Source organism: Klebsiella sp. 2680 (genome assembly GCF_900198535.1).
GTDB lineage: Bacteria > Pseudomonadota > Gammaproteobacteria > Enterobacterales > Enterobacteriaceae > Klebsiella > Klebsiella indica.
Genome location: NZ_FZNJ01000003.1, coordinates 835,090 through 849,346, shown reverse-complemented (window position 1 = coordinate 849,346; position 14,257 = coordinate 835,090). Strand labels below are relative to the sequence as shown.

Sequence of the window (14,257 nt, the reverse complement as noted above, 5' to 3'; positions counted from 1 at the left end):
TGGAGGTATCAGAAGTGCGAATGCTGACATAAGTAACGATAAAGCGGGTGAAAAGCCCGCTCGCCGGAAGACCAAGGGTTCCTGTCCAACGTTAATCGGGGCAGGGTGAGTCGACCCCTAAGGCGAGGCCGAAAGGCGTAGTCGATGGGAAACAGGTTAATATTCCTGTACTGTGTGTCACTGCGAAGGGGGGACGGAGAAGGCTATGTTGGCCGGGCGACGGTTGTCCCGGTTTAAGCGTGCAGGTGTGTGGACCAGGCAAATCCGGTTCACTTTAACACTGAGGCGTGATGACGAGGCACTACGGTGCTGAAGCAATAAATGCCCTGCTTCCAGGAAAAGCCTCTAAGCATCAGGTGACACGTAATCGTACCCCAAACCGACACAGGTGGTCAGGTAGAGAATACCAAGGCGCTTGAGAGAACCCGGGTGAAGGAACTAGGCAAAATGGTGCCGTAACTTCGGGAGAAGGCACGCTGATATGTAGGTGAAGTGATTTACTCATGGAGCTGAAATCAGTCGAAGATACCAGCTGGCTGCAACTGTTTATTAAAAACACAGCACTGTGCAAACACGAAAGTGGACGTATACGGTGTGACGCCTGCCCGGTGCCGGAAGGTTAATTGATGGGGTTATCCTCGCGGAGAAGCTCTTGATCGAAGCCCCGGTAAACGGCGGCCGTAACTATAACGGTCCTAAGGTAGCGAAATTCCTTGTCGGGTAAGTTCCGACCTGCACGAATGGCGTAATGATGGCCAGGCTGTCTCCACCCGGGACTCAGTGAAATTGAACTCGCTGTGAAGATGCAGTGTACCCGCGGCAAGACGGAAAGACCCCGTGAACCTTTACTATAGCTTGACACTGAACACTGGTCCTTGATGTGCAGGATAGGTGGGAGGCTTTGAAGTGCGGACGCCAGTCTGCATGGAGCCGTCCTTGAAATACCACCCTTTAATGGCTGGTGTTCTAACGTGGGCCCGTGATCCGGGTTGCGGACAGTGTCTGGTGGGTAGTTTGACTGGGGCGGTCTCCTCCTAAAGAGTAACGGAGGAGCACGAAGGTTGGCTAATCCTGGTCGGACATCAGGAGGTTAGTGCAATGGCATAAGCCAGCTTGACTGCGAGCGTGACGGCGCGAGCAGGTGCGAAAGCAGGTCATAGTGATCCGGTGGTTCTGAATGGAAGGGCCATCGCTCAACGGATAAAAGGTACTCCGGGGATAACAGGCTGATACCGCCCAAGAGTTCATATCGACGGCGGTGTTTGGCACCTCGATGTCGGCTCATCACATCCTGGGGCTGAAGTAGGTCCCAAGGGTATGGCTGTTCGCCATTTAAAGTGGTACGCGAGCTGGGTTTAGAACGTCGTGAGACAGTTCGGTCCCTATCTGCCGTGGGCGCTGGAGAACTGAGGGGGGCTGCTCCTAGTACGAGAGGACCGGAGTGGACGCATCACTGGTGTTCGGGTTGTCATGCCAATGGCACTGCCCGGTAGCTAAATGCGGAAGAGATAAGTGCTGAAAGCATCTAAGCACGAAACTTGCCCCGAGATGAGTTCTCCCTGAGACTTAGAGTCTCCTGAAGGAACGTTAAAGACGATGACGTTGATAGGCCGGGTGTGTAAGCGCAGCGATGCGTTGAGCTAACCGGTACTAATGAACCGTGAGGCTTAACCTTACAACGCCGAAGATGTTTTGGCGATTTGAGAGACAATATTCAGCTTAGATTCAGAGTCCGAAGGATTTTGCGCTGAGACAAGGCGGCAAACGCAGCGACGGAAGGAGCATACACAGGTATGTGACTGACGTTCGCCAGAGCAGCCAACGCAGTATCAGCGCAAAAGACACAGGACAGAGCACAAAGAATTTGCCTGGCGGCCGTAGCGCGGTGGTCCCACCTGACCCCATGCCGAACTCAGAAGTGAAACGCCGTAGCGCCGATGGTAGTGTGGGGTCTCCCCATGCGAGAGTAGGGAACTGCCAGGCATCAAATTAGAAGTATGGCACAGACTTTCGAGGCAGTTCACTACTCGACAGAGAGCAGGACAAAAGCGAAAGCTTTTGAACGTTGCGAAGCAACGGCCCGAAGGGTGAATCACGAAGTGATTCATAAACTGCCAGGCATCAAATTTAGCGTGCTGATATGGCTCAGTTGGTAGAGCGCACCCTTGGTAAGGGTGAGGTCCCCAGTTCGACTCTGGGTATCAGCACCACTTAATATGGTTAACGTTCGGCACTTTAGAAAAGAATTTGTCTGGCGGCTGTAGCGCGGTGGTCCCACCTGACCCCATGCCGAACTCAGAAGTGAAACGCCGTAGCGCCGATGGTAGTGTGGGGTCTCCCCATGCGAGAGTAGGGAACTGCCAGACATCAAATAAAACAAAAGGCCCAGTCGCAAGACTGGGCCTTTTGTTTTATTTACTGTTTATCGTTGAACATTGCGTAGCAACGGCTGCCCGTGACACTTTTCAAATACGCCAGCATTAGGCTAATGTCAGCGCTAATGGCGAAATTTCCTGCCAGATAGTTTTCCCCATCCCGGCGATTGCCGTAGAATTGCCCGTTTCATGTATCACCACCATTAAGGAAGATACCTTCCATGGACAAACGGTTTGTTCAGGCCCATAAAGAAGCGCGCTGGGCGCTGTGGCTTACCCTTCTCTATCTTGCTGCCTGGCTGGCTACCGCTTATCTGCCAGAAGGCGGTATTGGCATTACGGGTCTGCCGTACTGGTTCGAATTAGCCTGCCTGTTGGTACCGCTGCTATTTATCCTGCTGTGCTGGGCCATGGTGCATTTCATTTTCCGCGATATCTCTCTGGAGGATAATGATGAAGTTTGAAATCATCATTGTGCTGCTCGTTTACCTGCTGGTGGTATTCGGTCTATCGTTTTACGCAATGTGCAAGCGCAGCAACGGCAGTTTTCTTAGCGAATATTTTCTTGGCAGTCGTTCAATGGGTGGCTTCGTCCTCGCGATGACGTTAACTGCCACTTACATTAGCGCCAGTTCATTTATTGGCGGGCCGGGAGCAGCCTATAAATATGGGCTTGGCTGGGTGCTCCTGGCCATGATTCAGGTACCGACAATTTGGCTGTCACTGGGTATTCTCGGCAAGAAATTCGCTATCCTGGCGCGTCGCTACAATGCGATAACGCTGAATGACATGTTATTGGCGCGCTATCAAAGCCGGGCGGTCGTATGGATAGCCAGCGTAAGCCTGCTGGTTGCTTTTGTCGGTGCTATTGCCGTGCAATTTATCGGCGGCGCCCGCCTGCTGGAGACCGCCGCCGGCATCAAGTATGAAACGGGCCTGCTTATTTTTGGTATCACTATCGTGTTGTACACGGCTTTCGGCGGTTTTCGCGCCAGCGTCCTCAACGACACCATGCAAGGTATGGTGATGCTGATCGGTACAATCGTGCTACTGGTTGGCGTCGTTCATGCGGCAGGTGGCCTGCATAATGCTGTAGATACATTACAACACATCGATCCGCAGCTAATTTCGCCGCATGGCGCGAATGATATCCTTACTCCGGCTTTTATGACATCCTTCTGGGTCCTGGTGTGTTTCGGCGTTATTGGCCTGCCGCACACAGCCGTGCGCTGTATCTCTTATAAAGATAGCAAGGCTGTCCACCGCGGGATCGTAATCGGTACTATCGTTGTCGCTATTTTGATGTTTGGTATGCATCTGGCTGGTGCGCTGGGAAGAGCAGTACTACCCGACCTGACCATTCCGGATCAGGTGATTCCAACGCTGATGGTACGCGTTTTGCCGCCGTGGGCTGCGGGGTTATTCCTGGCGGCGCCGATAGCGGCGATTATGTCGAATGTAAATGCCCATTTATTACAGGCGTCAGCTACGATCATTAAAGATCTTTGGCTCAGCGCTCAGCCGACGAAAAGACATAATGAGCAAAAACTCAAGCGGATCTCAACGATCGCTACGTTAGTGCTGGGGATCCTGATGATGCTGGCTGCCTGGCGTCCGCCAGAAATGATTATCTGGCTCAATCTTCTGGCATTCGGTGGACTTGAAGCGGTGTTCCTTTGGCCGCTGGTGTTTGGCCTGTACTGGGAACAAGCGAATGCGCAAGGCGCATTGAGCGCCATGATTGTTGGCGGCGTGCTGTATGCCCTGCTCGCTACTTTTAATATTCAGTACCTGGGTTTCCATCCAATTGTGCCCTCGTTACTGCTGAGTTTGCTGGCTTTTCTGGCCGGAAACCGTTTTGGTTCCTCCGCGCCGCAAGCTGCTACATTGACTACCAATAAATAAAGAGTTCTGTCATGCCATGGATCCAACTGAAACTGAATACGACTGGTGCTAATGCGGAAGAGCTGAGTGATGCTCTGATGGACGCGGGCTCCGTTTCTATTACTTTCCAGGATACTCACGATACGCCAGTATTTGAACCTTTGCCCGGTGAAACCCGTTTGTGGGGGGATACTGACGTTATTGGTTTGTTTGATGCTGAAACCGACATGAAAGAGGTGGTTGCCATTCTCGAACAGCACCGGCTATTGGGGCGCGGTTTTGTGCATAAAATAGAACAACTGGAAGATAAAGACTGGGAGCGCGAGTGGATGGATAACTTCCATCCGATGTGCTTCGGTAAACGTCTGTGGATTTGCCCGAGCTGGCGTGAGGTTCCGGATGAAAACGCCGTTAATGTGATGCTGGACCCAGGTCTGGCGTTTGGTACCGGTACGCATCCCACGACTGCGATGTGTTTACAGTGGCTCGACGGACTCGATCTTAAAGGCAAAACGATTATTGATTTTGGTTGCGGCTCCGGCATTCTGGCCATCGCGGCATTAAAACTTGGTGCAGCGAAAGCGATTGGCATTGATATCGATCCACAGGCTATTCAGGCCAGTCGTGATAATGCCGAGCGCAATGGGGTTTCCGGCCGACTGGAACTTTATCTGCCTCAGGATCAGCCAGAAGCCATGAAAGCCGATGTGGTGGTCGCAAACATTCTGGCTGGCCCTTTGCGCGAGTTGGCCCCGCTCATCAGCGTACTGCCCGTTACAGGCGGTTTACTGGGCCTTTCCGGCATTCTTGCCAGTCAGTCGGAGAGCGTCTGTGAAGCCTATACCGATCTCTTTGTACTTGACCCTGTGGTCGAAAAAGACGAGTGGTGCCGAATTACTGGTTATAAAAAGTAAGCATCGGATACGGCCTGCGGGCCGTATTGTTGTTTCCAGTTGCTGCTTAATGACGTCAGGAAATGCGATTTAGATCGCATTATGGCGTTCTCTTTGGTTGCAAAAACAGCGCTCTGGGCTCCGAAACGCAATCTTTATCTGAGAAAAATCGAGAAGTTTTACGATTTTATAAATGGACACAAATTATTCAATAACATCTAACATAATGATTAATATGTAAATTTATTGCTCATCCTGATGCAAGTGCTGAATTCATTGATCTGCAACAGCGGATTGCTCAAAGTTTGGCCTTTCATCTCGTGCAAAAAATGCGTAATATACGCCGCCTTGCAGTCACAGTATGGTCATTTCTTAACTCATGCGCATCGGACATTACCAGCTCAGAAATCGACTGATCGCAGCGCCTATGGCTGGCATAACAGACAGACCATTCCGGACGTTGTGTTACGAGATGGGAGCGGGATTGACCGTATCCGAGATGATGTCCTCCAACCCGCAGGTTTGGGAGAGCGACAAGTCCCGGTTACGGATGGTGCATGTGGATGAACCCGGTATTCGTACCGTGCAAATCGCCGGTAGCGTACCGGAAGAGATGGCCGCGGCCGCCCGTATTAATGTGGAAAGCGGTGCCCAAATTATTGATATCAATATGGGGTGCCCGGCTAAAAAAGTGAATCGTAAGCTTGCAGGTTCAGCCCTCTTGCAGTACCCCGATCAGGTGAAATCCATTCTGATGGCGGTCGTCAAGGCGGTAGATGTTCCTGTGACTCTCAAGATTCGCACCGGCTGGGAACCGGAACACCGTAACTGTGTAGAGATTGCCCAACTGGCTGAAGAATGTGGTATTCAGGCTCTGACTATTCACGGGCGCACACGTGCCTGCTTGTTTAATGGGGATGCTGAGTACGACAGTATTCGGGCAGTTAAGCAGACAGTTTCCATTCCGGTTATCGCGAATGGCGACATTACTGACCCGCTTAAAGCCAGAGCTGTGCTCGACTATACGGGGGCTGATGCCCTTATGATAGGCCGGGCGGCTCAGGGAAGACCCTGGATCTTTCGGGAAATCCAGCACTATCTGGACACTGGAGAGCTGCTGCCGCCGCTGCCGCTGGTAGAGGTTAAGCGCTTGCTTTGTGCGCATGTTCGGGAATTGCATGGTTTTTATGGCCAGGCAAAAGGGTACCGAATCGCGCGTAAACACGTATCCTGGTATCTCCAGGAACACGCTCCAGATGACCAGTTTCGGCGCACATTCAACGCCATAGAAGATACCAGCGAACAGCTGGAGGCGTTGGAGGCATACTTCGAAAATTTTGCGTAATAGAAATAAAGAGCTGACAGAACTATGTTCGAACAACGCGTAAATTCTGACGTACTGACCGTTTCTACCGTTAACTCTCAGGATCAGGTAACTCAAAAACCCCTGCGTGACTCGGTTAAACAGGCACTGAAGAACTATTTTGCTCAACTGAACGGTCAGGATGTCAATGACCTGTATGAGCTGGTACTGGCTGAAGTAGAACAGCCCCTGTTGGACATGGTGATGCAATACACCCGCGGTAACCAGACCCGTGCTGCCCTGATGATGGGGATCAACCGTGGTACGCTGCGTAAAAAACTGAAAAAATACGGCATGAACTGATATTAATCAGTTAATTGCTTGATATAAAAGGCGCTCTTCGGCATGGGGAAGCGCCTTTTTTATTGGGAGTGAGATTCCTGACGATACACCCTTTGTCTGAGGGCTACGACGGGCCAGGGTGGCCTGCTGTTCTGCCTGAGAGGTGAGACTCGCACACGGTATTGCTTGCGGGCCCGGGCGCGTTGAAGGGAGAGAGGTTGCGGCACTGCCCGCAGAAACAGCTGACAGTAGTGAGATAGTGAAAGGGAGGCTTTGAGCCTCCCTTGCGATTTACCACCTCAGAGCAGAAATAAATTTGCCATATCGTTGGTGGACGGACGCATTATTTTTCCTGCAATCCGAGTTTTTTCTCCAGATAGTGGATGTTGGTGCCACCATGCTGGAAGTGCTCATCGTTCATGATGCGGGTTTGCAGGTCAATGTTGGTTTTGATGCCATCAATGATCAGTTCCTGCAGCGCATTTTTCATACGGGCAATTGCTACATCACGGTTTTCACCGTAGCAGATCAGCTTGCCGATCATGGAGTCATAGTATGGCGGTACAGTATAACCCGCGTAGATATGAGATTCCCAGCGAACGCCAAACCCGCCCGGCGCGTGGAAACGGGTGATTTTCCCCGGGCTCGGCAGGAAGGTATTCGGGTCTTCGGCGTTGATACGGCATTCTACCGCGTGGCCTTTTACCACGACTTCTTCCTGTTTGATAGACAGTGGCTGGCCAGCTGCGATACGCAACTGCTCTTTGATCAGGTCAACGCCGGTGATCATTTCTGTCACCGGGTGTTCAACCTGAATACGGGTGTTCATTTCGATAAAATAGAACTCGCCGTTTTCGAACAGGAACTCAAACGTACCCGCGCCACGATAACCGATATCAACGCACGCTTTTGCGCAACGTTCGCCGATGTAGCGGCGCAGTTCTGGCGTAATACCCGGCGCTGGCGCTTCTTCGACCACTTTCTGGTGACGACGCTGCATGGAACAGTCGCGTTCCGCCAGATAGATCGCATTTCCCTGGCCGTCAGCCAGTACCTGGATCTCGATATGACGAGGATTTTCCAGGTATTTTTCCATATACACCATGTCATTGTTGAAAGCCGCTTTCGCTTCAGCTTTGGTCATGGCGATGGATTGCGCCAGTTCAGCGTCGCTGCGCACCACGCGCATACCACGCCCGCCGCCGCCGCCGGAGGCTTTGATAATCACCGGGTAACCGATGCGTTTGGCGTGGGCGCGGTTAACATCCATATCATCGCCCAACGGGCCGTCAGAGCCCGGTACGGTTGGTACACCTGCCTTCTTCATGGCGGTGATGGCTGATACTTTATCGCCCATCAGGCGGATAGTCTCAGCTTTCGGGCCAATAAAGATAAAGCCGGAACGCTCAACCTGCTCGGCAAAGTTTGCGTTTTCGGACAGGAAGCCATAACCCGGGTGAATAGCGACCGCACCGGTGATCTCCGCGGCGCTAATAATCGCCGGGATATTCAGATAGCTTTTTACGGACGGGGCCGGGCCGATACAGACCGTCTCATCCGCTAACAATACGTGTTTTAAATCGCGATCCGCGGTTGAGTGAACAGCAACGGTCTTGATGCCCAGTTCTTTACTTGCACGCAGGATACGCAATGCAATCTCGCCGCGGTTGGCGATAACAATTTTATCCAGCATGTTCGCCTCGTTATTCGATGACGACCAGTGGCTCGTCAAATTCTACCGGTTGACCACTTTCGACCAGAATCGCTTTCACTACGCCGGATTTATCGGCTTCGATCTGGTTCATCATTTTCATGGCTTCAACGATGCACAGGGTATCGCCCACGTTAACTTTCTGACCGACTTCGATGAACGCTTTCGCGTCCGGGCTTGGGGTGCGGTAGAAAGTACCAACCATTGGGGAACGTACGATGTGACCACTGATTTCCGCTGCTGCAGGGGCATCCACTGCTGGCGTTGCCGTAGGCGCAACAGCGCTGGACAGCGCTGGCTGCTGCTGCATCATCGGTGCGGCGTAAGCCTGCTGCATCACCGGGAAACTTGCGCTCGGCGCGGCGCGGCTGATGCGTACAGACTCTTCGCCTTCAGAAATTTCCAGTTCGGAGATGCCTGATTCTTCAACCAGCTCGATCAGTTTTTTAATCTTACGAATATCCATGAGTGGGTTCCGTACTCTTTGTTTAGTGTGATTGTGACAGGTGTGTTAGCACCGTCTGTAAAGCATATGTATTACGACTGCGCGCAAGATCCTGGCGCTTCTGTTTTATGCTGATATGGCCAGTGCCAATAGCTGAGAAGCAAAATGTGGAACTTATCAGCCATTATGCGGCTATCTTCTGCTATTCTCGGGCAAAAAACAAAATATACCTTCGATGCGCGATTGTCACCTTTTCAGGGGTTAAAAACCCCGTCAGGAAAGCCAAAGTCGCACATTATAACTATTTCGTAGCATTTCGCAGCTAAATACTGGTCTTATCAGGGAAGATAATCAACCGCTATCATGCAAAGCGTTACGCCTGATAAGAGATTTGCGGGGGAAGGCGCATATCCGGAGATTAGCGCCACCACTGGCGGAACTTCTTGTATCGCCATGCTAAAAGTAAGATGGCCAGCAGCGCATAAATTATCGGCTGCGGAGATAAGATCTTCACCGACCACAGGTAGTGAATCGGGGCGAGGATGGCGACGATATAGACGAAGTTATGCAATCTTGTCCAGCGACGGCCCAATTTTCGCTGCATCGCTTGTGTTGATGTCGCGGTCAGAGCCAGCAGAATCAACCAACTGATCAAGCCCAGCGTCAGATAAGGTCTGGTGACCACCTCTTCCCCCAGTAACGTCAGGTTGTTGATGCCGAGTTCAAGCAGTATATAGCTGGTCAGGTGCAGCGTTGCCCAGGTAAAACACCACAATCCTAATAATCGCCTTGTCCGTATCAACAAGGGTTGTTTAGCGTAGCGTGCCAGGGGGGAGACAAGCAAGGTGGCAAGCAGGAATTTAAGTGCCATCCTACCGGTAAAGTGCTGAATATCTTTTGCCGGATCGGCGCTGAAATACCCCTGATATCCTGCCCAGAATAGCCAGAGAAAGGGCAAAAAACCGGCCAGGTGGAGAAGCACTTTCAGCCAGGTTATCTGTTGTACATTAAGGCGCACTAATAGTTCTCCCGTAAATTCAGACCCCGGTAGAGCGATGCCACTTCATCCGCGTAGCCATTGAATAATAAGGTTGGCTGACGTTTAACGTCCAGGATGCCGCCTGCGCCGATAAAGCGCTCGGTGGCCTGGGACCAGCGAGGATGATCGACATGCGGATTAACATTGGCGTAAAACCCGTATTCATCAGGAGCGGCCAGGTTCCAGGTGGTGGGCGGGCGGTCACGGGTCAGTTCAATACTGACGATGGATTTGATCCCCTTAAAGCCGTACTTCCATGGGACGGTAAGCCGTATCGGCGCACCGTTCTGCGGGGGCAGGGCTTTGCCATATACGCCGACGGTGAGCAGAGTCAGAGGGTGCATCGCTTCATCAAGGCGCAATCCTTCAACATACGGATACGCCAGACCGCCGCCGATAAACCGGTCCTTTTGTCCGGGCATTTGCTCGGGGGCATAAAGCGTTTTAAACGCTACGTAGCGTGCATTGCTGGTGGGTTCAACCTGCGACAGTAATTTATGTAGCGGGAACCCGACCCAGGGGACGACCATTGACCATGCCTCCACGCAGCGCATCCGGTAAATTCGCTCTTCCAGCGGGAACCGTTTGATCAGATCGTCATGATCGAGGGTGAGTGGTTTTGCCACTTCTCCGGCAATCGTCAGCGTCCAGGGATCGGTACGCAAACTGCCGGCATTAGCGGCAGGGTCGGCTTTATCCAGGCCGAATTCATAGAAGTTATTATAGCCGGAGACCTTATCTTCGGGCGTCAGCGGCAGACTGTTTTGCCATTTTGCCGGTTTATCGAAAGTCAGCGCTTTACCGGGAGGGGCCGGAGGGCGATCATGACCTTTAAACCAATCCAGCAGATCGGCCCGCGCGGAGGGCGAGAGGGAAAGCGCGGTCGCGCTGATACCCAACAGTTTCAGGATCTGGCGACGTTGAAGCATAAAAACGGACTCTACTGTTACATCGGCTTCCGTTAGTTTTTTCAGTTTCATGGCATCCTCCGTCATAGGTTTTTCTAAGCATGACGGAGGCGGCGAGTTATCGCGAATATGTCACGAAAAATTGCAGATCAGGCAATCTTGACCAGCGTACGGCCCTGAACCTGGTTTGCCATTATCTTATCGGCAAATGCCGGGGCGTCAGCGAGAGAGATTTCAGTTGCGCTTTGCGTATAGAATGATTCTGGCAGATCGCTAACCAGACGCTGCCAGGCCAGTGCGCGACGTGCAGGTGGGGTCATCACGGAATCAACCCCCTGCAGGCGAACATTACGCAGAATAAACGGCATTACCGTGGTCGGCAGGGCAAAACCCCCCGCCAGGCCGCAGGCCGCGACGCAGCCGCCGTAGTTCATCTGCGCCAGCACTTTTGCCAGCACTTTGTCGCCAACGGTGTCCACGGCGCCGGCCCACAGCTGTTTTTCCAGCGGGCGGGTTTCGGCGAACTCATCCCGATTCAGAATACGCTGGGCTCCCAGGTTTTTCAGGTATGCGTGGGTACTTTCACGGCCGGTTACTGCCGCCACGTTGTATCCCAGATGATGTAACAGGGCGACAGCGGTACTGCCAACGCCACCGCTGGCACCGGTCACAACGATTTCGCCATCTTCAGGACGAACACCGGCATCTTCCAGCGCCATCACACACAACATGGCAGTGAAACCCGCAGTGCCAATGGTCATTGCTTTACGGCCATCCAGGCCTTGAGGCATCGCAACCAGCCAGTCGGCCTTGACGCGCGCCCGTTCGGCGAGCCCGCCCCAGTGATTTTCACCGACGCCCCAGCCGGTCAGGAGCACCTGTTGTCCGGCATGAAAACGAGGATCCTCGCTGCTGTGTACGGAACCGGCAAAATCGATGCCAGGAATCATCGGAAAGTGGCGAATGATTTTCCCTTTGCCGGTAATCGCCAGCGCGTCTTTATAGTTAAGGCTGGACCACTCGATATCCACTGTCACATCGCCCTGCGGCAGTTGGCTGGCATCAAGGGTTTGCACCGAAGAGATTGTTTTGCCATCCTGCTGTTCTAAGATTAAAGCCTGCATGCGCCGGTCCTCGTAGGTTGGATGATTGGAAAATTTTTTCTGCAGACTATACTCGCTAACGACATTATTACACCGACATAACGCAATAAATTGCCAGAAGCGTCAGCTTTGATAGTATGCGTCGATCTTTAGCAAGTTAGTGCTTACTTTAATGTAAGCGCAGCAGAGGGCCCGAATGCCCATCGGGCAGTCATTCACATGCGGAGTTAACACAGGGATGCGATTAACGACGAAATTCTCAGCATTTTTCACGCTACTCATCAGCCTGGCTATCTTTGTCACGCTGATTGGCGCTTCGCTGAGTTTTTATAACGGTATTCAGCTAAAAGTGGCGAACCGGGTTCAGGCGGTCGCGACGATGTTGGATAATCGCCTGGTTTCTTCGTCTTTTGAGCAACTCGAACCGCAAATGGATGAGTTGATGGCGCCGGTAGAAGTGGTGCGCGTTGATTTTAGGATCCACGGCAGGTTGGTCTACAGCCGTTCGCGCAGTGACAGCTATCGTCCGCCTGGTAGCAGCCACCAGCTCCGCGATATCACCGTGTCATCGCTTAAGTATCCCGGCATGGATATCCATCTGGTCTATCTGGACCCAATGGCCAATTACTTTCGTTCAATACTTATCACCGCGCCACTCTCCATTGCGATTGGCTTTATGGTGCTGATGATCTTTTTTTCGGTGCGCTGGATCCGTCGCCAGTTGGCGGGGCAGGAGTTACTGGAACTCCGCGCCGCACGTATTCTTAAAGGTGAGCGTGGGCCGCAGGTTCAGGGCTCCGTATATGAGTGGCCCGCCAATATCAGTAGCGCACTGGACACGCTGCTATCAGAACTTCAGTTCGTTAGCGATCAGCGAAGCCGCATGGATACCCTGATTCGTTCTTATGTGGCCCAGGACTCAAAAACAGGGCTAAATAACCGGTTGTTTTTTGATAATCAACTGACGACGCTGCTGGAAGATCAGGAGAAAGTGGGATCATATGGCATTGTTATGATGATCCGCTTGCCTGATTTTGACCTTTTGCGCGATAACTGGGGACGCCGGGCGACTGAAGAACACTACTTTACGCTGATCAACATGCTCTCTACTTTTATTATGCGCTATCCTGGCGCACTGTTGGCGCGTTATCACCGGAGTGATTTTGCCGTTCTGCTTCCGCATCGTACGTTAAAAGAGGCGGACAGCATTGCCGGGTTGCTTTTAAAGGCGATGGATGCCCTGCCGCCGACGCGCATTCTCGATCGAGACGATATGATGCATATCGGCATCTGTGCCTTTCGTAGTGGGCAAACGACGGCTCAGGTGATGGAACATGCTGAAGCGGCAGCGCGCAACGCGGTCCTGCAAGGAAGTAATAGCTGGGCGGTCTACGACGACTCCTTGCCGGAGAAAGGGCGTGGTAACGTGCGTTGGCGCACCTTGATTGAACAGATGCTAAGCCGCGGTGGGCCGCGACTCTACCAGAATCCCGCAGTGTTCCGTGATGGTCGCGTACATCATCGGGAGCTCATGTCCCGTCTTTATGATGGTAAAGAAGAGGTGATCGCGGCGGAATATATGCCTATGGTGCTGCAGTTTGGTTTATCGGAGGAGTATGACCGTTTGCAGATTACCCGGCTGTTGCCATTTCTCGGTTTCTGGCCGGAAGAGAATCTTGCGTTGCAGGTGACGGTAGAGTCGTTAATTCGCCCGCGCTTTCAGCGTTGGTTGCGCGATACCTTGATGCAATGTGAAAAATCGCAACGGCAACGTATTATTTTTGAACTTGCAGAGGCGGATGTTTGTCAATATATCGGCCGATTGCAGCCGGTGATGCGGTTGATTAACGCTTTGGGTATTCGGATCGCCGTTATTCAGGCGGGTCTTACGTTGGTCGGGACCAGTTGGATCAAGCAGCTTGATGTGGAAGTGATAAAGCTGCATTCGGGGTTATCGCGAAATATAGAAAAACGCAGTGAGAATCAGCTATTGATCCAAAGCCTGGTGGAAGCCTGTAAAGGAATGCCGGTTCAGGTTTTCGCGACAGGCGTGCTCAACCGTAGCGAGTGGCAGGTGTTGTCTCAATGCGGTGTCACCGGCGGTCAGGGGGAATTTTTTGCCGCCTCACAGCCACTTGACACTAATGTGAAAAAATATTCGCAAAGATACTCTGTTTGATCTGCCGTTTAGCGTTATTTCACGTAGAATAATGCGCGCCATAGTGATGGGGGTGTGCTTGTCTACCTGCCGGAT

At 52.3% G+C, this 14,257-nt stretch carries 11 protein-coding genes, 1 tRNA gene and 3 rRNA genes; 10 read left to right on the top strand and 5 right to left on the bottom strand.

All coding sequences use genetic code 11. From position 1 onward, the window contains the following. The 9 genes from FN037_RS17160 to fis all read left to right on the top strand — a co-directional run. Positions 1–1,675 (top strand): 23S ribosomal RNA (locus tag FN037_RS17160); the annotation flags it as partial. 192 nt (positions 1,676–1,867) lie between these two features. Then, positions 1,868–1,983: ribosomal RNA gene (rrf, locus tag FN037_RS17155) — 5S ribosomal RNA — on the top strand. 151 nt (positions 1,984–2,134) lie between these two features. After that, a tRNA-Thr gene (locus tag FN037_RS17150) sits at positions 2,135–2,210 on the top strand. A gap of 40 nt (positions 2,211–2,250) precedes the next feature. Further along, a 5S ribosomal RNA gene (gene rrf, locus FN037_RS17145) occupies positions 2,251–2,366 on the top strand. Positions 2,367–2,596: 230 nt separating this feature from the next. Beyond that, entirely contained in the window at positions 2,597–2,839 is a 243-nt protein-coding gene (locus tag FN037_RS17140; protein WP_138362881.1) for a YhdT family protein, read from the top strand. Continuing rightward, positions 2,829–4,280 (top strand): sodium/pantothenate symporter, encoded by a 1,452-nt coding sequence (gene panF / locus FN037_RS17135; protein WP_138362951.1) that lies wholly within the window; start codon positions 2,829–2,831, stop codon positions 4,278–4,280. The genes FN037_RS17140 and panF overlap by 11 nt, the downstream gene beginning before the upstream one ends. 11 nt (positions 4,281–4,291) lie before the next feature. After that, positions 4,292–5,173 carry a 50S ribosomal protein L11 methyltransferase gene (gene prmA / locus FN037_RS17130; protein WP_138362882.1) on the top strand — a complete coding sequence of 294 codons (882 nt, stop codon included), beginning with the start codon at positions 4,292–4,294 and terminating at the stop codon, positions 5,171–5,173. A gap of 358 nt (positions 5,174–5,531) precedes the next feature. Beyond that, positions 5,532–6,497 carry a tRNA dihydrouridine synthase DusB gene (gene dusB / locus FN037_RS17125; protein ID WP_138362883.1) on the top strand — a complete coding sequence of 322 codons (966 nt, stop codon included), beginning with the start codon at positions 5,532–5,534 and terminating at the stop codon, positions 6,495–6,497. Positions 6,498–6,521: 24 nt separating this feature from the next. Then, a complete protein-coding gene (gene fis / locus FN037_RS17120) occupies positions 6,522–6,818 on the top strand; it encodes a DNA-binding transcriptional regulator Fis (protein WP_000462905.1) in 297 nt (98 codons plus the stop codon). 322 nt (positions 6,819–7,140) lie between these two features. Here fis and accC read toward each other — a convergent pair whose 3' ends face one another. The 5 genes from accC to FN037_RS17095 form a co-directional block, all read right to left on the bottom strand. Further along, complete coding sequence (accC, locus tag FN037_RS17115) at positions 7,141–8,490, bottom strand: acetyl-CoA carboxylase biotin carboxylase subunit (RefSeq protein ID WP_138362884.1); 1,350 nt, start codon at positions 8,488–8,490, stop codon at positions 7,141–7,143. A 10-nt stretch (positions 8,491–8,500) separates the two neighbouring features. Continuing rightward, positions 8,501–8,974 carry an acetyl-CoA carboxylase biotin carboxyl carrier protein gene (accB, locus tag FN037_RS17110; RefSeq protein ID WP_138362885.1) on the bottom strand — a complete coding sequence of 158 codons (474 nt, stop codon included), beginning with the start codon at positions 8,972–8,974 and terminating at the stop codon, positions 8,501–8,503. 397 nt (positions 8,975–9,371) lie between these two features. After that, complete coding sequence (gene msrQ, locus FN037_RS17105) at positions 9,372–9,971, bottom strand: protein-methionine-sulfoxide reductase heme-binding subunit MsrQ (RefSeq protein ID WP_138362886.1); 600 nt, start codon at positions 9,969–9,971, stop codon at positions 9,372–9,374. Beyond that, positions 9,971–10,972 carry a protein-methionine-sulfoxide reductase catalytic subunit MsrP gene (gene msrP, locus FN037_RS17100; RefSeq protein ID WP_138362887.1) on the bottom strand — a complete coding sequence of 334 codons (1,002 nt, stop codon included), beginning with the start codon at positions 10,970–10,972 and terminating at the stop codon, positions 9,971–9,973. Before msrP ends, msrQ begins: the two co-directional genes overlap by 1 nt. Before the next feature lie 77 nt (positions 10,973–11,049). Next, positions 11,050–12,024 carry an MDR family oxidoreductase gene (locus FN037_RS17095; protein WP_142502761.1) on the bottom strand — a complete coding sequence of 325 codons (975 nt, stop codon included), beginning with the start codon at positions 12,022–12,024 and terminating at the stop codon, positions 11,050–11,052. 217 nt (positions 12,025–12,241) lie between these two features. Here FN037_RS17095 and csrD point away from each other — a divergent pair, with 217 nt between their 5' ends. Further along, positions 12,242–14,182 (top strand): RNase E specificity factor CsrD, encoded by a 1,941-nt coding sequence (gene csrD, locus FN037_RS17090; RefSeq protein WP_142502760.1) that lies wholly within the window; start codon positions 12,242–12,244, stop codon positions 14,180–14,182. The last annotated feature ends 75 nt before the right edge of the window (positions 14,183–14,257 follow it).

Coding starts and splice junctions, on each gene's coding strand:
- FN037_RS17140 (WP_138362881.1), top strand. CDS start 2,597: ATGGACAAACGGTTTGTTCAGGCCCATAAAGAAGCGCGCTGGGCGCTG.
- panF (WP_138362951.1), top strand. CDS start 2,829: ATGAAGTTTGAAATCATCATTGTGCTGCTCGTTTACCTGCTGGTGGTA.
- prmA (WP_138362882.1), top strand. CDS start 4,292: ATGCCATGGATCCAACTGAAACTGAATACGACTGGTGCTAATGCGGAA.
- dusB (WP_138362883.1), top strand. CDS start 5,532: ATGCGCATCGGACATTACCAGCTCAGAAATCGACTGATCGCAGCGCCT.
- fis (WP_000462905.1), top strand. CDS start 6,522: ATGTTCGAACAACGCGTAAATTCTGACGTACTGACCGTTTCTACCGTT.
- accC (WP_138362884.1), bottom strand. CDS start 8,490: ATGCTGGATAAAATTGTTATCGCCAACCGCGGCGAGATTGCATTGCGT.
- accB (WP_138362885.1), bottom strand. CDS start 8,974: ATGGATATTCGTAAGATTAAAAAACTGATCGAGCTGGTTGAAGAATCA.
- msrP (WP_138362887.1), bottom strand. CDS start 10,972: ATGAAACTGAAAAAACTAACGGAAGCCGATGTAACAGTAGAGTCCGTT.
- FN037_RS17095 (WP_142502761.1), bottom strand. CDS start 12,024: ATGCAGGCTTTAATCTTAGAACAGCAGGATGGCAAAACAATCTCTTCG.
- csrD (WP_142502760.1), top strand. CDS start 12,242: ATGCGATTAACGACGAAATTCTCAGCATTTTTCACGCTACTCATCAGC.